This window comes from Niabella sp. ZPM-14, from assembly GCF_055693045.2.
On sequence record NZ_CM181148.1, the window covers coordinates 51,296 to 70,305 of the forward strand.

The window sequence follows — 19,010 nt, forward strand, 5'->3', positions numbered from 1 at the left end:
TAGGATTATCCCAACTTCTTCTTCAGGTTCTCGTCGATTGCTTCCAGGAACTCTTCGGTGTACAGGTAATGTTCGCCGTGGCTTACTTTATTACCGTGGATACAAACCGCGAGGTCTTTGGTCATTTTGCCTTCTTCTACTGTCTCGATACAAACTGCTTCTAAAGCATTGGCGAAATCGATCAGGGCTTGATTATCATCCAGTTTACCGCGGAAAGCTAAACCTCTTGTCCATGCAAAGATGCTGGCGATCGGGTTAGTGCTCGTAGGATTGCCTTTCTGGTGCTCACGGTAGTGACGCGTAACGGTACCGTGTGCCGCTTCAGCTTCCATGGTTTTTCCATCAGGCGTTACCAACACGGATGTCATTAAACCTAAAGATCCAAAGCCCTGGGCAACAGTGTCACTTTGTACGTCACCGTCATAGTTTTTACAAGCCCATACAAAGTTGCCGTTCCATTTCAGTGCGCTGGCCACCATGTCGTCGATCAGTCGGTGCTCATACACAATTCCAGCCTCGTCAAACTGTGCTTTAAATTCATTCTGATAGATATCTTCAAAAATATCTTTGAAGCGACCATCGTATTTTTTAAGGATCGTATTTTTGGTAGAAAGATACAGCGGCCATTTTTTGCTCAACGCCATATTGAAACAGCTGCGCGCAAAGCCCTTAATGCTTTCGTCGGTATTGTACATGGTCATTGCCACGCCATCCCCTTTGAAATTGTATACTTCAAAAGTTTGTGCTTCGCCGCCATCTTCCGGAGTGAAGGTCATGGTTAACTTACCTTTTCCTTTGATCACAGTATCTGTCGCGCGGTACTGATCGCCAAAAGCGTGACGACCTACGATGATGGGCGCAGACCAGTTGGTCACGAGGCGGGGAATATTTTTAATAACGATCGGCTCGCGGAATACGGTACCGTCCAGGATGTTCCGGATCGTTCCGTTAGGGCTTTTCCACATTTGCTTCAGGTTGAACTCTTTTACACGTCCTTCGTCAGGCGTGATGGTCGCGCATTTGATGCCGACACCATATTCTTTAATAGCGTTGGCGGCATCCACGGTCACCTGGTCATTGGTCTGGTCGCGGTATTCCACACCCAGGTCAAAATATTTGATATCCACATCCACATAAGGAAGGATCAGTTTGTCTTTAATGAATTTCCAGATGATGCGTGTCATTTCATCGCCATCAAGCTCCACCACGGGATTTGCCACTTTGATTTTTTCCGCCATATATGTTTTCTTTTTAGAATTTGTGATTCCGGCAAATCTACGTAGAAAATAGTGAATGGTCAACAGTTACCGCCCGCGACAAGACACATATTTTTATTGAAATATATTTAGTTATCAAATGGTTAATTATGTTAACTTTGAGTTATGCCTATATCAGAAAACGTTGCCAACGAATTCGTAAAATTTTTACGACAGTTTGTACCGCTTACAGACACCGAAGTAAAGAAGCAGTTGCTTCCGATCGTTACGCTCAGGGAGTTCTCTAAGAAGGAGGTCATTACTGCTGCCGGTGAAGTCGAAAACTACATGAATTTTATCAACAAGGGGTTGATAAGAAAATATTACAAGACCGACGGGGACGAGCACATTGTGCAGTTGTCTATTGAAGGTCACCTGATCAGCAGCCAGGAATCCTTTTACACCAGAACGCCATCGGAATACGTATTAGAAACGATTGAGCCTTGTGCGCTCATTTCCCTGTCATTCGACGATATGGAGAAATTGTTCGCTTCCAGCCACAGCTTCGAACGGTTAGGCCGGCTGGTTACCGTGCACACGATGGTGCTGAAAGATAAATGGCAAACCAGCCTCATCATGCAGCAGCCACGCGAGCGGTTCCTGAATTTCTTCGGGAACTATCCGGAGATCATCCAGCGGGTGCCCCAAAAATACCTGGCCTCTTATCTCAACATAAAGCCTGAAACCTTCAGCCGCTTCAAGCATTTGTTGCGTACCAAGCGAACAATCCCTTCCGATTAAGACGGCGTTTGTACCACAAATACCGGTATGCTGACCAGGTGACGGACATTATTGATCGTTTCTCCGTAGATCAGGTCCTTCAGGCCCTTGTGCCCGTGTGCGCCAATCACCAGAAGCCCCGCGCCGGATTCCTTAACGATCTTTGCGATGCTTTCTACTGTGCTGCCAAAGCCCAGCCGGGCCTCCGCCTGGTAGCCTTTGGCTCTTAATTGTTCTACATAGCCATCAAGAAAAGCTTTATCGCTGACCGTTTCATTATCCACGCTTTCACCGTAATTCGCTACGGCAGCCACACTTTCGGTAATATGTATCAGGAAATACGTACAACCAGGTGCGCCCTGTGACAGTGCGTGATTGATCACCTGCTCATCAAGCGTTCCGAAGTCCAGCGTGATCGCAATCTTGTCATAGAGGCCTACCGGCGCAATTTCCAGGTCTTTCGGTTTTTCGTGGATGGCGATCATCTGGGTCGATCTGTTCTTGCGGAAAGGAAAAACGGTTGTATAAAACAGGAGGATGACAAAGCCTATGCCTCCGAGTATGATCACTGCTTTCCAAAACAGGTTGTCTGATGTGTTGAAATAACCGATCGCCTGTTCCAGGATCAGGCGGGTGTTGAGGTATACCAGGACAACCGTGATCAACCAGGCGGAAACTTTTACCCAAGGCTTGATAACGAAAGGCCCCATTGTTTTTTTGTCACTCACAAAATGAATCAGCGGTATGATAGCAAAGCCGAGCTGCATGCTCAATATCACCTGGCTAAAGATCAGCAGGCTGTCTACTTCCTCTTCGCCATTGATCAGGATCACCAGGGCGGCCGGAACAATCGCGATCAGGCGGGTGATCAGCCGGCGCACAATCGGATTGATGCGCAGCCGAAGGTATCCTTCCATTACGATCTGTCCGGCCAGTGTTCCGGTGATGGTGCTGCTCTGACCGGCGGCGATCAGCGCTACTGCAAAGAGCTTGGCGGCAAAATCGCTGCCCAGGTGTTGCGGCAGCAGCTCATACGCCTGTTTTATTTCTCCGACGTCGGACCTGCCGGTTTTATAGAACACCGCCGCGGCCAGGATCAGTATTGCGGCGTTGACCAGCAAGGCCATATTGAGCGCCACAGCACTGTCGATAAAATTCAGCTTTAACGCCTTCCGGATGCTCTTTTCATCCGTGTTGAACTTCCGGGTTTGCACCAGCGCAGAATGGAGGTATAGATTGTGCGGCATCACCGTGGCTCCGATAATACCGATGGCGATGTACAGGGCCGTATCATTTTCCAGGTGGGGCACAAAGCCGGAAACGATCTCTGCCGGATCGGGTTTAGCCACCACGATCTGGATCAGGAAGGACATGGCAATAATGAAGATCAGCCCGATGATGAACGCTTCCAGCTTTCGCATGCCCAAACGTTGCAGGGCAATCAGCAGGAAAGTGTCCAGCGCGGTGATCAGCACCCCGTAGATCAGCGGCATGCCGGTGAGTAGCTGTAAACCGATCGCCATCCCGAGGATCTCCGCGAGGTCTGTCGCTGCAATCGCGATCTCCGCCAGGATATAAAGAGCAAAATTGATCTTCTTAGGGTAGGTCTCCCGGTTCGCCTGTGCCAGGTCACGGTTCCGGACGATCCCCAGGCGCGCCGAAAGGCTCTGCAACAGGAGCGCCATGATATTACTCATAATCAACACCCACAGCAAAGAGTAACCAAACTGGCTGCCACCCGCCAGATCCGTGGCCCAGTTTCCGGGATCCATATAACCGACGCTCACCAGGTAGGCCGGTCCGAAAAAAGCAAGGATCCGGCGCCAGCGCGATTTATGCGGTAAGGTCGTGTCGACGGATTTATGAACTTCGCTTAAAGAGATTTCAGAGTGATGCCTTGCCATTAGTTTTAAATGCGGTTTATAAATAAGTTAGACAAACCTAAAAATAATTTTTGAAATACGAAACTCTAATTAAAGGATTTTGTCTATCATATTAAAAATGTATGGTATTATTAGCTAACTATTGTTTATTTGTACTCTTAATGTGATTACTATGATGTACCGGGTTTGCATTTTCGCTTTACTTTTTGTAATGGTGGCTTCTTGTGGAAAAAAGAAAAAAAAGATGGCAGGGGAGGACGATGTCAATCTGCAGGAATATGTTGAGTTTTTTCCTGAAGTGCAATTGCCCTTTTCTTATGCAGACACTTCCTTGTATGCTAAAACGGATGATAGTCTCCTGATCAGCCCTGAAATTTATAACGAGTTTACACCAGATAGTTTGTTGAATGCAACTTTCAAGGGAGAGAAGCCTAAGCTGTATGCGATCGGCAAGTTCAGGGAAAAAGACGGCGCGACCTACCTGATGTCTAAAGCGGCGAGCGCCAAACAGAAAGTGATGCTGATCACGGCGTATAACGACAAGACCGAGTTCCTGGCGGGGTTTGTGGCGATGAAAGGCAATAAGGAACGGGGCGTGCAAACATCTGTTACGATCGACAAGCAGTACAATATTAACCGGAAAACAGTAAAAAAGCTTCCTAACGACATAGAGATTAGCGGCGATGATGTGTATGTTTTAAATAACGCCGGTAAAAAGTTCATGCTGATCATGACCGATTCTTTAGGCGACGACGCGGAATTGATCAACCCGATCGACACGCTAAGCCGCGAATACACTTATGCCGGGGACTATGGTAAAGGAAATCGTAATATCATCTCCATTCGTGATAACGCTAAATCGGGTCGGGTAAATTTCTTCATACACCTGGAAGAGAAAAACTCGCAATGCAATGGTGAACTGAGAGGAGAGGCGAACATCGTATCTGACAATATCATCGAATACCGTCAGCCCGGCGATCCCTGCGTACTTCAGTTTATCTTTGATAAAAACAGTGTAACGTTGAAGGAAGTGGAAGGTTGCGGTTCAAGAATGGGTGCCCTGGACTGCACCTTCAATGGCCGGTATCCCAAAAAGAAGAAATCCGCTAAACCTTAATATTATTTTGCTGCGGCAAAGTCTTTGGCTGTCTTTTGAAGGATCGCCGTATCAAGGTCTTTCGAGGCAATGACAATTCTGTAGCGGAAGGTGGCGGATTTTCCGGGTGTCAACACCAGGTTCAGCTGATCCTTTCCCTTGCTGAACACCGAACGGCCGAGTGGGTTTACCGCAAAAAGACCATATCCGCGCGCATGCCAGTACGCAGGATACCCAATATTTTTCGGATGATCGAATATCGCGATCGTCACAGGATGTTGGTCGATAACGCCTTTCAGCGCCGTCCATTCGCCCTTCGTGCTCCATACATCGTCTCCTCGGGTGCCATTACTGGCGTAATACATGCCGCTGATGCGATCCGGGCTTAGTGGATCAGATTTCGTACGCTCGCCATGAGTACCTATAAACATGCCGGGCTCTTTAGAAGGCATCTCCAGTTCGCGTGCTACCCGTATCGCGAAGAAGCCATCTTTTACATCTTTAAACGTGACCGTATCGGCTGCCGCAGTAAGGGTGGTCGTTCTGTCGATAACAACCATATTATTGACCACCTGGAATTGGTACCGGGTTTTTTCCTTCAGAAAAAGCGCTCCTTTTTGGTTCTTCCAGCTGGCTGTAGCCAAGATGGATGCTTTATCGCCTGAGGCCCGGGTAGCGGTAATTGTTTCATGGTGAATGGTGCCATAATGATCCTTCTTTTCAGCCGAGATCGCAGTGGAATTGTTCCAGAAGTCAATGCCGTTCACAGACTCATAATTTTGCCAGATGCCCACGTGGTGCGGGTGATCCGTGCGATCGCCCGGCCGTGGCTCGATGGGGTATCCGCGCGTCACAGTGATACCATCCACCGTGTTCACCGGGTACAAAAAAGGTTTAGCGATGGAATCGTAATAACAATAGGCAGTTATAAGCTTTCCATTGTACAACACGTCGGCCCGCTTTTGTTGGGGGTGACGCTGGATGACGAATCCGTGCTGGGCCATTACAAAAACGGAGGTGAACAGCAGGCTGCAAAGGGCAATCGTTTTTTTCATTTCAATACAAGGTTTAGACAAGATCAACTGAAGTGGTCAAGGTACGATTTATTTCAGCGTGGTCAAACAAATTTCGGCGCGTCTGACCGTCCCGGCCTGACGCGTGATAAAGCCACAGATACACAAATGATAGCTCAAATTGTCTGATTAGACTAACGTCTCTCACATTTTTATTAGTGCATCAGTGGCATACCTGTCTTGAGGCAGACATATGACGCCACGAATCCACGAATAACAGATTTAATTGTTTGATCTGATTAACACTTCTGACATCGTGGTCAAACAAATTTCGGCGCGTCTGACCGTCCCGGTCTGACGCGTTGATAGCCACAGACACACGAATGATTTATTTAATTGTCTGATCAGATTAACGTCTATCACATCTTCATTAGTGCATCATAGACATAAAAAAAACCGGGTTTATTAAAACCCGGTTTCTATAGAAAAGTGTTCAATTACTTTTTATCCGTATCCGCTTTCGGAGCGTGCAGATCCGTTTTTTCTTTGGATTTGCGGATACCACCTCTCAGATCCACCAGTACCGGCGCTGCCACAAACACAGTAGAGTAAATACCTGTGATCACACCAATCAGCATCGCAAAGGCAAAGCCTTGTGTAACTTCTCCACCGAAGATGAACAGGATGAGAATCGTCAGGAATACTGTAAGCGTAGTCATGATCGTACGGCTTAAGGTCTCGTTGATCGCTTTGTTCACCAGGGTTTTCTGATCCAGGTTCGGATGAAGCTTCATGTCTTCACGGATCCGGTCAAAGATTACCACGGTATCGTTCATGGAGAAACCGATCACTGTCAGTATTGCCGCGATGAAGTGCTGGTCAATTTCAAGCGGGAACGGTACCCAGTTTCTTGCAAACGAGAAGACGATCAGGGTCACCAACGTATCGTGGATCAGGGCGAAGATCGTACCCAGTGAGAACCTCCAGTCGCGGAAGCGAAGGAAGATGTACAGGAAGATCGCTACCATAGCGAATAGCGTAGCTTTCAGAGCCCCTTTCTTCAGGTCATCCGAAATGGTAGGTAATACCTTTTTAGACTCTCTTTTATGTACCGCGTCAAACTGCTGGAACGTTGTGTTAGCCGGCAGGTATTTTTTCAATCCTTCGTATAACTTATGCTCCACGATGGAATCAGCGACCTGTGTTTTCGGATCGCGGATCAGGTAAGACGTCGTGATATCCAGCCTGCTTTCATCGCCCACCGTCTTGATGATCGGATTCTCATCGTCAAACGCCGTTTTCAGGTCGGCACGCACCGCTTCAACATCCACTTTTTTGCCAAACTCTACTTTATAGCTGCGTCCACCGTCGAACTCCACCCCATAATCAAATCCGTTGAATATCGTAGAGATACCCAGTATCACGATCACGGCGGAAATGATATAAGCTGTTTTTCTGAACTCGATGAATTTGAAATTAGATTTTCTTTCGATCGTGTTGCTGATCTTGCTGAAATAGTTCAGGTGCTTCTTCTTGTTCGTGAACCAGTCAGTTACCCAGCGGCTCACCAGGATACCGCAGAAAAGAGACAGCAACAGACCCAGGATCTGTGTGGTAGCGAATCCTTTTACAGGACCGAGACCGAAATAGTACAGGATGCAAGCGGTCAGCAAAGTGGTCACGTGACCATCCAGAACGGGTGCCAGCGAGCGGCTGTAACCGTCGTTGATCGCCGGAAGGTATCCTTTGCCTTTTCTCAATTCTTCTTTGATCCTTTCATAAATGATCACGTTCGTATCTACGGCCATGCCGATCGTCAGTACCAAACCCGCGATACCGGGAGCGGTCAGGGTAGCACCCAGGCCAGCCAGCACACCTACTGTAAACAACAGGTTCAGGATCAGGGCGATATTCGCTACCCAACCACTGGTGTTGTAATAGATGATCATCAGGGTAAAGATGACTAAGAAAGATATCGCGAACGACCACATACCGCCTTCCAGTGCAGCAGCACCTAAAGTTGGGCCGACAGTCGTATCAGAAACGATTTTTGCAGGAGCCGGTAACTTTCCGATCTTCAGGATATTGGCAAGGTCGCTGGCCTCTTCCTGCGAGAAGCTTCCGGAGATGCTGGAACGGCCACCTTCAATGGCTTCGTTCACATTAGGGGCAGAATATACGGTACCGTCTACTACGATCGCGATCGCGCGACCTACGTTAGCACGGGTAAGGTCTGCCCATATTTTAGCGCCCACAGGGCTCATTTCAAGACTTACATTGGTTTTGCCGGTTTGATCGAAGTCGTAACCAGCGTTGATCACCATTTCGCCGCCTAATTTGGCCGTCTCGCGTCCGTTGGTTTTAATCGCGAATAAGCCGACCGCAGGAGACTTTTTCTCAGGAATGCCAAACATCCACACAAGGTCAGCGGGAAGCTGTGCCTTCACGGCGGGAGATTCCAGGATCTCACGAACACTTGCTGTGTCTTTGATCAGCACCTGTCCAATCATACCATTGTCGATCAGTCGTCCTTGTTGCTGGTCTACGGAAAAGCCGATCCATCCGTATAGATGCTTTTTAGCTTCAGCTTCCTGGTTGTTGACTGCGGTATTAGCCTTAGGCGCATCTTTGGTGGCCAGTTGTTTCAACTGATTCTGCAGGTTGCCGGTATCTATTTTAGCAGTGCCCGCTGTTTTACTGGTATCAGCAGCAGCAGCAGTGGCTGTTGTGTCTGTGGCCGGTTTTGTTGAGTCAGCAGCAGTCTTTCCACCGTTTTGAGAAAAATACAGCTCGTCAGCTTTTTGGATATTAGGCCAGATCTCGCTGATATTATACACTTCCCAAAACTGCAAGTTGGCGCTGGCCTGTAAGTTTTTCCTTACACGCTCTTTGTCCTGCACACCGGGAAGTTCTACAGAAATAATTTGTTTTTCAGGATCGGGGTTGATGCTGGGCTGGGCTACACCAAACTTATCAATACGGGTAGTGATCAATCGCGCGGTGTTATCAAACGCCGATTTCGCCTGCTCGTTCAGGAAGCTGATCACCTTGTTATCATTGTCCGTTACCTTGATCTCACTATTATTGGCATTCGCAAACAGCGGAGCGAGCCTGCCGTTTGGTACCAGTTTTTTATACTCCTGAACAAAAAGGCTGATAAAATTTGCGTCGCTGTTTCCTTTTGCCTGCTCAGCATTAGCCAGCGCTTTCACGAAATTGGGATCTTTCGAGTTGTTTGCTAATGTTTTCAGTACGCCGCTCATTTCCACTTCCATGGTCACGTTCATACCTCCCTGAAGATCCAGGCCCAGGTTGAGCTCTTCTGCCTTTGCTTTTTGATAGCTGATGGCGCCGGTAAACCCGTAAGTCACCGTCTCATCCTTCGTGCTATCTTTCAGGCGGGCCAGCCTTGCCTCATAAGCTTCGTCCAACCATTCCTGGTAGATCTGCTGAGAGTCTTTGTTGGCAGGAAACTTCGCTGTAGCGCTGGGGTAATTCGTCGCTACATAGCTGCGCGCTTGCTTTTCAAGCTTTTTTTCGTGATTACGAACAAACCAGGTAAACGATAATTGATACAGCGAATAAATGATCAGCAAAATCGTAAAAAAACGAACCAGGCCTTTGAGTTGCATACGAGTTTAAAATTTATATTTCACTTAGTTTGGTAAAAGTCATTTGGCATACTAAATCGCCAAAAAACCTTATCCGGTTTTTTTTAAAGGCTGCAAAGATAAGGGTTCGCCTGATTTAAAGTAGATAAGTTGATCATTTGGTGCAATTATCCGCGAAAATTCATAAAAATTCAGAGCGCCGGTCATAGGTTGCGAGATTCAGGTTCGGAGAATAACGAAACAAACCTTCCATCTCCGAGCCTCATCCGCGGACTATCCACTTCCGACCTCCGACTTCTGACCTCCAACCTCTGACTTCAGACGTCCTTAAAAATCATTGGCAACAATCCGGCATTTAAGCCCCTCAACCATTACCTTTGCGTGATTTTTTTAACGTAATCAAAAAAATAACTCTTAACATGCAATTATCATCTCTTTTAGAGCGCTTTACAGAGCCGGAAACGCTGAAAATGGCGAAGCTGGGGCGCGAATTAAGGGCGAAAGGTGTTGATGTGATTGACCTTAGCCTGGGCGAACCCGATTTTGACACTCCCGAACACATCAAGCAGGCGGCCATAAAGGCAATTAATGATAACTGGAGCCACTACACACCCGTACCTGGTTTCCTCGACCTCCGCGAGGCGGTTTGCACCAAGTTGAAGAGAGACAATAACCTGGATTACAGCCCCGAACAGATCGTGGTTTCCACCGGAGCTAAGCAAAGCCTGGCCAATGTGTTGCTGGCGCTGGTAGATGAAGGAGACGAAGTGGTGATCCCTACACCGTACTGGGTAACCTATTCCGAATTAGTAAAGATCGCACGCGGCAAAGTGATAGAGATCAGGACCAGCGTTGACAAAGGGTTCAAAGCAACAGCCGAAGAAGTAGAAGCGGCTATCACCCCGCAAACCAAGGCCTTTTTGTTCTCTTCTCCTTGTAATCCTTCCGGAGCGGTATATAATAAAGAAGAATTAGCGGCCCTGGTAGAAGTGTTTAAAAAACACCCCCAGGTGACGATCATCTCTGATGAGATCTATGAATATATCAATTATGTGGGTGAGCATGAAAGCATTGCACAATTCGAAGAGATCAAAGACCGCGTGGTGATTGTGAACGGGTTGAGTAAAGGTTTTGCCATGACCGGCTGGCGTATCGGCTACACCGCTTCTACAACTACTATTGCCAAAGGAATGGAAAAGCTGCAGGGACAATTCACGAGCGGTACCTGCTCCATCGCCCAGAAAGCGGGCGTGGCAGCGCTGACCACCGACCTGAAACCGACGCAGGAAATGGCCGAAGAGTTCACGCGCAGAAAAAAACGCGTGCTTGAGCTGGTTAATGAAATTCCAGGCGTCAAATGTTCCGAGCCCGACGGTGCCTTCTACATTTTCCCTGACATGAGTTCTTATTACGGCAAATCGGATGGGGAAACCTTCATCAAAGATTCCGCAGACCTTTGCATGTATATTTTAAATACAGCACACGTTTCATCTGTAATGGGTGCAGCGTTTGGAGAGCCCAACTGCGTACGGTTTTCTTTTGCCAACAGCCTGCCCAACATTGAGAAAGGATGGGCGAGGATTAAAGATTCTCTGGCCAAATTAAAATAAGATCTTATATATACTTAATAAAAAAGACTCCCGCCCGGGAGTCTTTTTTTTGCTTTCATGCAATATATCAGATAAATTTGTTAGTGTACTTCACCGCTGGCTTGTGGCCCACTTCCAAACTTAAAACTATATCATGAGCCTCCTCTTCAAAAAACATAAGCTGTCACGGGCTTTGTTATGCGTGTTCAGCTGTGCCATCTGTCTTACCGTTCGTGCTCAAACAAAAGATGCCATACTGCTGATGCCTGACGGCAAGGCCAAAGTAGATTCCATTTTAAGTTATGTAGAAAAGAATGCGAGGGATGTGACGCGGGGCGCCTTGTATGAAGAGGCCTTCAGATTGGTAGATCTTTTAAAATACAAAGAAGCTGCGCCATTGCTTTACAACTCTTACGGGTTTTTCAAGCGGGAACGTTCTGAATATAACGAATCGATCGGCCTGCACCTGAAGGCACTGGAACTGGCGAAAAAGCAGGACAATGTTCATGAAGAAATAAAAGCGTATAACAACCTGGGCGTGGCTTACAGGCGGATGGATGCTTACAACACGGCGCTGGATCATTTAATGAACAGCCTGAAATTGTCTGAGCAGATCGGGGACGATTATAACATCACCATAGCGCTTAACAGTATTGGCAATATCCACCTGGCACAAGGGAACTATCGCGCGGCCATCGATTATTTCCGGCAATGTATGCCGATCGCCATCAAAGCAAAGAACGAACGCGGCATTGCGATCAATCTCCAGAACATGGGCGAATGCTATGATCGGCTGGGCGTGGAAGATTCGGCCAGGAGTTATTATAACAAGGCGTTGCTATATAATAAAAAGCGAAGTGACCATAAAGGCATTGCCATCTGCTACAACAGCCTCGGCAACCTGCTACAAAAGAGCGGGAAGCCGGATGAAGCCCTGGCGCTATATGCGCGGGCATTACCGATCAATATTAAGCTCGGTGATAAGATCTATATCGCCAATAGTTACAACAATATTGCGGGAGCGTATCTGCAAAACCGCAATTATCCCATGGCGCAAATGATGTACGACAGCAGCTTGCAGCTTGCTGCCGCGATCGGGTCGGTAGCGGAGTCTAAAAACGCTTATGAAGGGCTGATGCGGACAGCCGCAGCGCGCAGCGACTATCAACAGGCCTACAAGTTTGGCAACCTGTTCAAATCGCTTTCCGACAGTATGATCAACACCAAGAATGCCCAGTCATTGCGCGGCAAGGAAGTGGCCTATCACCAGGAAAAGATCGCCCTGCTCGAGAAGAACGATGCCAACAAAACGATCATCATGGTGGGAAGTCTTATCCTGTTTTGTTTATTATTAATATCCGGGATTTTATATTACCTGCGCAACAGGCTGCTGGAAAGAAACCGCTCCCTTCAGCGCGAGCTGGAGATCCGGTCCCAGATCGCGTCAGATCTGCATGACGACATGGGTTCTTCCTTAAGCAGCATTCATATCTTCAGTGAACTGCTCCGAAAAAACGGCACTGATTCCCACGACCTTTTGTCCAAGATCGAAGCCAATGCAAAAGATACACTGGACGCACTGGATGATATTATCTGGCTGGTCAAACCCAGCAATGATAAGTTCAGCAATCTCGGTATGCACATCAGTGAATTTTCAGTGCCGTTGTTCGAGTCTAAAAATATCCGTTTTGATATTGATTTTCCGGATGCCATTGCAGAAGCGCCACTTCCGATGGAGACGCGCAGAAATATTTTCCTGATCATTAAAGAATCCGTCAATAACCTGGTGAAGTATTCAGAATGTACCGAAGCTTCTATCAAAGCCAAATACGATGGAACCGATCTTTGTTTTGTTGTAAAGGACAACGGGAAAGGGTTCGATCCCTCACGTACCACCAATCGCAGCGGCATTAAAAATTTAAAGGCAAGGGCCGCTCAGATCCACGCCGATATCCAGATTGATTCAGCGCCGGGACGCGGCAGCGAGATCACCCTGAAGGTACACGCAAAAGAACTGGCGGTGTTACGCGCCGTGTAACCATTCAGGCAGATATGAGGATATCCGGGTTGATCCTTTTCAAATGTTCAATAAAAGTTTGCTGGGGGCGTGGCGAGATCACAATGCAATCATGCTCGTTGTATTCAATCACCAGGCGGTCGATCGAGAATCCCGGACCGCTCAACAGGTGCATTCTCTTTCTCGTGATTTTTCGGATAGATTCAATGTCCAGCGAAGCTTTAAACAGGAAGCCGCTTTTAATCGTAAGGCGCCCCTCGTAAACGACATAATGTGTTGTGTAAAAAATATACAGCACCACAGCGGAGAACACCACCGCTATCAGGAACAGGGCCAGGCTTCTTTCGACAAGAGCAATCACCCCGACAGTCATTAATACGATCAGGAATAATAGTTTAATCAGCAGACTCGCCTTTGTTTTATAAACTATCATCATAGGGGGCACAATATAAACCTAAGTTACATCAAAATCGGGTTATAATTCCTTTTACCTCCCGGATATAATGTCCTCCAAACAGGATGGCATGTACGAGCAGGGGATACAACTGCGTATAGGTTAAACGTTTTTGCCAGTCTTTTTCCAGTGGGTATACTTCTTCGTAACCGGCATAAAATGCTTCAGAAAATCCGCCGAACAGGCGGGTCATCCCGATATCCATTTCCCGATGACCATAATACACGGCCGGATCGATCAGCGCTGCATGTCCGTTCTGCGCCACCAGGTAATTCCCGCTCCACAAGTCGCCGTGCAACAAGGCAGGCGGTTCCAAAGGGAATTGCTCGCCCGCAAACTGGCAAAATTGTCCGGCTTGTTTCAGGTCATCAGGTGAAAAGATCTTTCGATCGACCAGCATCTGTACCAGAGGCAGGATCCGGCATTCGGTGTAAAACCCCGCCCAGGTAGCGTCGGGCGTATTCTTTTGGGGCAGGCTTCCGATATAGTTGTCTTCTTCAAACCCAAACAGCTCCTGCGATGACCGGTGGAGCTGCGCAACAGCGGCCCCAAGCCGGCGTTGTGCCTCCGGTGCAGGCCTGCCCCGGTCGATCCATTCCAGGACTAGGTATTGCCATCCTTCCGACACGCCCAGTGTCACCACTTCTGGTATCAGCGCGGTGGTATGAGCGCGTAAGGCATGCAGGCCGTTCGCCTCGCGCGCAAACATGCCCGGAAAATCCTCGTCCGAATTGACCTTTACAAATAACCGTCGCTGCTGCGTTTCCACGTAATAGCCTTCATTGATATCGCCGCCGGACACACGCTCCACATGTTTTATATCGTAGCCTAGTTGTTTGAAAAGATGGTTTATCTTCATGACTGGTGTTGTTTTACCGGATGTTCTTGTCAGTTTACCGGTTTTTATATTTTTTTAAGGAAATATGTCGTGGGTTCTTTTAGTTTTAACGCGGGTACATTTGCCTGATCGGGCCTGCGAGGAACCAGGAATGTGGGGCAGGACCACAAAACAAACATGGATAAAGATCTGAAAACAGGACGTTCGTAACAATGGGTCTGCCGGATTGTTCCGCATGCCGGGTCACCCTACCCACACATGTGTATTAAAAATAGCGCATCAAACGCGAAATTGATAATATATTTATGATCCTATAAGGTTGATGGAATGGATAATACAAGCATAAACGGATACGTGTTAAAGTACAAGTTGGGCGATGGAGGCATGGCAGAGGTCTGGTATGCAGAAAACTCTCTTCAAAAACCGGCGGCGATCAAGGTGTTGCTGAAGAAATTTTGCGAGGACGAAGAGATCGTTTCGCGTTTCAGAAACGAGGCGAAGCTGATGGTTCAGCTCAATCATTATGCGATCCGCAATATCCAGGATTATGGCGTCCTGGAGGGCCGCCCCTGCATGATCATGGAATACCTGGAAGGCGGAGATCTTGCCAAGAGAATGAAGAATGGCGAAACCTTCCAGAATGAACAATTAATGACCTGGTGGAACGATCTGGTGGATGCACTGCAGTATACGCACCGCAAAGGGATCATTCACCGCGACATTAAGCCTGCCAATTTATTCGTCACCGAAACGGGAAAGATCAAACTGCTCGATTTTGGTGTGGCGAAACTAAAGGATAATATAACCGTTACCCAAACCGGCTCCCGGATGGGAACGCTTATGTACATGAGTCCCGAACAGGTGTATGATGTGAAAAACCTGACGAGCAAGACAGATGCGTATTCTCTGGCTGTCACTTTTTATCATCTGGTCACAGGTAAGCCGCCTTATGACAGCTCGAAGATCTCAGACTTTGAGATCCAGGAAAGCATCGTGAGAAAATCTGTTGATGTCTCCGCCCTGACGCTTCCCTGGCGTGACCTGCTGCCAGCCTATTTTAACAAAAACGCCGATCAGCGGAGCGAATTGCATAAGATCGGAGACCGTCAGCCAGATACGGTAGGCGATACCTTATATATCACCCCGGAAGATCCTGCTAAAAGTCCGGTTATTGAGCGACAAAAGTCAGTACCTGTGATGCCGCAACAGCCGCCGCGGCGGCAGCGACGGAGCGCTTTTTACTTCCTGTTCCCGATTGCGGTTATTCTCGGCCTGATCGCGGTGGCACTCAACAAAGACCGGATTGGCCGCTATATCAAGCGCTACACCAATGAACCAGCCACACAGGCGCCGGTTCAAAAAACAACCAGGAAGAGGCCGGAGCCGGATCGCACAACAGTAGAAAAAGCAGAGGACACGCCGGTGTTGGCCGCCGCCGACACCATCAACAGCGAAGGCGAAAACGGCAGCATGGACCAGGTGGTCGTTAGTGTGGATATTAAGCAAAAGGAAGAGGACACGAAACGCTTCATCAACAACTATTACCGGGACCGGAATGAGTGTGCTAAATTATCTTCCTTCTTTGGTGATGTGGTTCGCCAGTATTATAACAAGTCTAATGTGCCGCTGAGTAATATTCAGAAGGAATGCGAATCTTATCATGGTAAGTGGAGATACACCGAGGCCGATATCAATAACGACTCGTACGTGTTTACCCACAACCAGAATGGGAAAACCTATGTCGATTTCTCCATGTTGTACAAGATCAAACAGCATGAAGCAGACGACTGGATCCCTTATAATATCGATGTATCAATGATCATCGATGAAAATAATAAGATCGAACGAATCGTTGAGCGCCGGATCGAAAAACTATAACAGTTAAATGTGTTGAATGGGAATCAACGTCAAACAAAAAATCATCAATATCAAATCAGAAATTTGCGACGATGTTAAACAAGATTAAAAAATGGCTTTTACCCGACGAGGAAGAAGAGGAACGCCGGTTGACCAACCAGACGCTGGTGAACCAGGTAGTAGAATCGTTTAAAGAAACGATTGAAAGGGAGTCTTTCAATAAGCGCATGATGTATGATTGCAGCTACCTGATCCTGATGCGCCCCGAAGACTATCATCACGCGGAGTTGCGCCTGGCGGGCATTACAGAAGGAATACTGGATGAATTCTACGAGTATATCAACGAAAAGAAAAGTCAATACCCGCGCTATGATCCGATCGGCAGTTTCTGGGACTTCCAGTATTGCCCGGCCGAAAAAGGTGTTGATAATAGCGAGATTGAACCGGGATCGGTGCAGGTGGTCAGTGCGCCCACTTCAGAAAAGTCGTGGATGGAATTGTCCAGTGAGCAGATTAAAGTGTCGGTCAGCAGCAAACACTCCAAATATTCCAAGTACGATCTGAACCCGAATACCTTTGCCAACATCGATATTTTATCCAAAGGCCATTTCAGGGTGAAGTTCAATAAGGAGCTTTTTGCACCAGAGCCCACGCCCGCAGCGGCTTCCGGCAGTTCAGCCGGTGCAAAGAAAGATAAGCTGGCGACCATTCAGTTTGTGATCAACAAGCAGCGGTATAGCTTCCCTATGCGGGAAAAGCAATTAAAGATCACGAAGGCGGTGGAAGGGCTCACCAGCACGGCAACATTGCTGTGTATCAACGAGCCCAGCGGCAGTCTTCAGAAAGAGCATGTGATGATCAAATATGAAGAGGCAGCCCGTTTATTTTATGTGGCGCTGTTTGCTGATGCCTTTGTCAATGAGCAAAAGCTGGAGCTGAGCCGGATCGGCGAAGCGCCTGTGTGGCACCCGTTGAAAAATGATTCGACCATTGTATGCGGTATTTTTCAGTTGGATTTTAAAGCGGAGTGAAGTTGACAGTTGACGGATGACAGAGGACGGATGGGAGTGGGAGGTATTTAAAATATTGCTAATAATTGAGACTATGACTAATTATAAAAACCTTGAAGCATGGAAGAAAACCATGGCGTTGGTTAAAGAAATATACCTTCTGACAAAAAAATACCCGAAGGAGGAAGCGTATGCTTTAACGAGTCAAACAAAACGTGCAGCAATATCTATACCCGCTAACATCGCAGAAGGAATAGGAAGAAATTATAAAAAGGATATTATACAGTTTTTACACATCTCAAGAGGCTCGATCTATGAACTTGAAACGCTTTTGACTATTGCGTTAATGGTTGAGGTAATTTCTGAAACGGCTTTTGAGTTTTTTGTGCCTATGGTTGATGAGTGTTTGAAAATTTTAAACGGACTAATTTCTTATTATGAAAAATCAAACTTGAAATAGGAAGAATCTGTCATCTGTCATCACTCATCTGTCAATTCTTAATATGCTCCAGACACTCTTCATCCTATTCATCGTATTGGTTTTCTTTCTGCAAACAAAAACAAAGAAATGAGCAGCACTATTATTTCGCACGTGCAAACGGATATTGGCCGCAGGCGCGATAATAACGAAGATAATTTCGTATGGCTACTGAACTTGTGGACCAGGCCTCACATGGCGTTGATCGGCGCTATTGACGGCGTAGGTGGCTACGAGGGTGGGGAGGAAGCGTCGGCATTGGCTAAGACAACGATTGAGAGCTATTTGCAAAACTTCAGTTTCGGCGCACCGCTACAGCTTCTAAAAGAAGCATTCATCAACGCGAACAATGCCATCCATGAGCGGCGTGCGTCTACCAACCTGCAGCGCATGAGCTGTGTTGCTTCCATGGCCGTGTTGGATGCAGAAAAGGAGTTGATGTATGTGGCCCATGTGGGTGACAGTCGTGGCTATGTGTTCCGGAACGGTGAGCTGATCAAGATTACGAAAGATCACTCTACGGTGGGATTTAAAGAAGATAGCGGCTACCTGACGGAAGCGGAAGCCATGCATCATCCTAACCGCAACGAAATCAGCAAAATGCTGGGGGAGTATGCCATTGATGCCAATGATAGTGAAGGATACTTCGATTTTTTTGAACATAGCTTTTTGCCGGGCGACCTGGTGCTTTTTTGCAGTGACGGACTTACAGACCTCGTGACCAGGCAGCAGATGACCGCTATCTTGTCGCAGGATATAGCCATCAAAGAAAAGGCTGCCCTGCTGATCAACGCAGCGAATGAGCTCGGCGGAAAGGATAATATCACCGTAGCGCTCGCAGGATACACGGCTAAGCGTGGCGCTAAAAAGAAAAGCTACAAAAACACAATCGAAGTCCCCATCAATGAAGAAGAAGAACTGTTAACAATTATGGATAAAAAGCCCGCGCGTAAAAAAAAACAGTGGTTGTGGTTCGTCCCGGTAGCGTTCCTGGTGGGGTTCCTCGTAAATTGGGGGGGAACCCGAAGCCTCGTACTCGGACCAAAAGAAAACCAGATTGATACCGTTTATATCAGGGATACCCTGCCATATTATGACAGCTTGTACAATACCGATTCGCTGATACAGGCCACCGATACGATCTTTAATGACAGCGCCCGCAACCGAAGTAATACCGGTTATTAACAA

14 protein-coding genes are annotated in these 19,010 nt (G+C 47.4%); 8 read left to right on the top strand and 6 right to left on the bottom strand.

Annotation, left to right across the window (positions count from 1 at the left end; genetic code table 11):
- Positions 1–5: 5 nt before the first annotated feature.
- A complete protein-coding gene (locus ACU37H_RS00300) occupies positions 6–1,238 on the bottom strand; it encodes an isocitrate dehydrogenase (NADP(+)) (RefSeq protein WP_472706480.1) in 1,233 nt (410 codons plus the stop codon).
- Between the two features lie 144 nt (positions 1,239–1,382).
- On the opposite strand from ACU37H_RS00300, the gene ACU37H_RS00305 reads away from it, so the two are divergent.
- Positions 1,383–1,997, top strand: a complete 615-nt coding sequence (locus ACU37H_RS00305) for a Crp/Fnr family transcriptional regulator (protein WP_472706482.1) — start codon at positions 1,383–1,385, stop codon at positions 1,995–1,997.
- On the opposite strand, the gene ACU37H_RS00310 is transcribed toward ACU37H_RS00305, so the two are convergent.
- On the bottom strand, positions 1,994–3,880 hold the full coding sequence (locus ACU37H_RS00310) for an Nramp family divalent metal transporter (protein WP_472706484.1): 1,887 nt from the start codon (positions 3,878–3,880) through the stop codon (positions 1,994–1,996). The two genes, ACU37H_RS00305 and ACU37H_RS00310, sit on opposite strands and share 4 nt — an antisense overlap.
- A gap of 223 nt (positions 3,881–4,103) precedes the next feature.
- Between ACU37H_RS00310 and ACU37H_RS00315 the strand changes: the two genes are divergently transcribed.
- Positions 4,104–4,976 carry a hypothetical protein gene (locus ACU37H_RS00315; protein WP_472706486.1) on the top strand — a complete coding sequence of 291 codons (873 nt, stop codon included), beginning with the start codon at positions 4,104–4,106 and terminating at the stop codon, positions 4,974–4,976.
- A gap of 2 nt (positions 4,977–4,978) precedes the next feature.
- Here ACU37H_RS00315 and ACU37H_RS00320 read toward each other — a convergent pair whose 3' ends face one another.
- Both ACU37H_RS00320 and secDF read right to left on the bottom strand, forming a co-directional pair.
- The gene (locus ACU37H_RS00320) at positions 4,979–6,010 is read right to left on the bottom strand and encodes a DUF6807 domain-containing protein (RefSeq protein WP_472706488.1); all 1,032 of its coding nucleotides are present in this window, start codon (positions 6,008–6,010) and stop codon (positions 4,979–4,981) included.
- Between the two features lie 455 nt (positions 6,011–6,465).
- Positions 6,466–9,600: a protein translocase subunit SecDF gene (secDF, locus tag ACU37H_RS00325; RefSeq protein ID WP_472706490.1), complete on the bottom strand. Its 3,135-nt coding sequence runs from the start codon at positions 9,598–9,600 to the stop codon at positions 6,466–6,468.
- 398 nt (positions 9,601–9,998) lie between these two features.
- Between secDF and ACU37H_RS00330 the strand changes: the two genes are divergently transcribed.
- The gene (locus tag ACU37H_RS00330; RefSeq protein ID WP_472706492.1) at positions 9,999–11,189 is read left to right on the top strand and encodes a pyridoxal phosphate-dependent aminotransferase; all 1,191 of its coding nucleotides are present in this window, start codon (positions 9,999–10,001) and stop codon (positions 11,187–11,189) included.
- 133 nt (positions 11,190–11,322) lie between these two features.
- Complete coding sequence (locus ACU37H_RS00335) at positions 11,323–13,206, top strand: tetratricopeptide repeat-containing sensor histidine kinase (RefSeq protein WP_472706494.1); 1,884 nt, start codon at positions 11,323–11,325, stop codon at positions 13,204–13,206.
- Positions 13,207–13,210: 4 nt separating this feature from the next.
- On the opposite strand, the gene ACU37H_RS00340 is transcribed toward ACU37H_RS00335, so the two are convergent.
- Together ACU37H_RS00340 and ACU37H_RS00345 are read right to left on the bottom strand one after the other, a co-directional pair.
- A complete protein-coding gene (locus ACU37H_RS00340) occupies positions 13,211–13,621 on the bottom strand; it encodes a PH domain-containing protein (protein WP_472706496.1) in 411 nt (136 codons plus the stop codon).
- A gap of 28 nt (positions 13,622–13,649) precedes the next feature.
- Positions 13,650–14,498, bottom strand: coding sequence for a fructosamine kinase family protein (locus ACU37H_RS00345; protein WP_472706498.1), 849 nt, complete (start codon positions 14,496–14,498; stop codon positions 13,650–13,652).
- Between the two features lie 306 nt (positions 14,499–14,804).
- Between ACU37H_RS00345 and ACU37H_RS00350 the strand changes: the two genes are divergently transcribed.
- The 4 genes from ACU37H_RS00350 (at position 14,805) to ACU37H_RS00365 (ending at position 19,007) form a co-directional block, all read left to right on the top strand.
- Positions 14,805–16,355 carry a serine/threonine-protein kinase gene (locus ACU37H_RS00350; RefSeq protein WP_472706500.1) on the top strand — a complete coding sequence of 517 codons (1,551 nt, stop codon included), beginning with the start codon at positions 14,805–14,807 and terminating at the stop codon, positions 16,353–16,355.
- A gap of 71 nt (positions 16,356–16,426) precedes the next feature.
- Positions 16,427–17,365, top strand: coding sequence for a hypothetical protein (locus ACU37H_RS00355; RefSeq protein WP_472706501.1), 939 nt, complete (start codon positions 16,427–16,429; stop codon positions 17,363–17,365).
- Between the two features lie 73 nt (positions 17,366–17,438).
- Positions 17,439–17,804 (top strand): four helix bundle protein, encoded by a 366-nt coding sequence (locus ACU37H_RS00360; protein WP_472706503.1) that lies wholly within the window; start codon positions 17,439–17,441, stop codon positions 17,802–17,804.
- 108 nt (positions 17,805–17,912) lie between these two features.
- Entirely contained in the window at positions 17,913–19,007 is a 1,095-nt protein-coding gene (locus tag ACU37H_RS00365; RefSeq protein WP_472706505.1) for a PP2C family protein-serine/threonine phosphatase, read from the top strand.
- Positions 19,008–19,010: the final 3 nt, after the last annotated feature.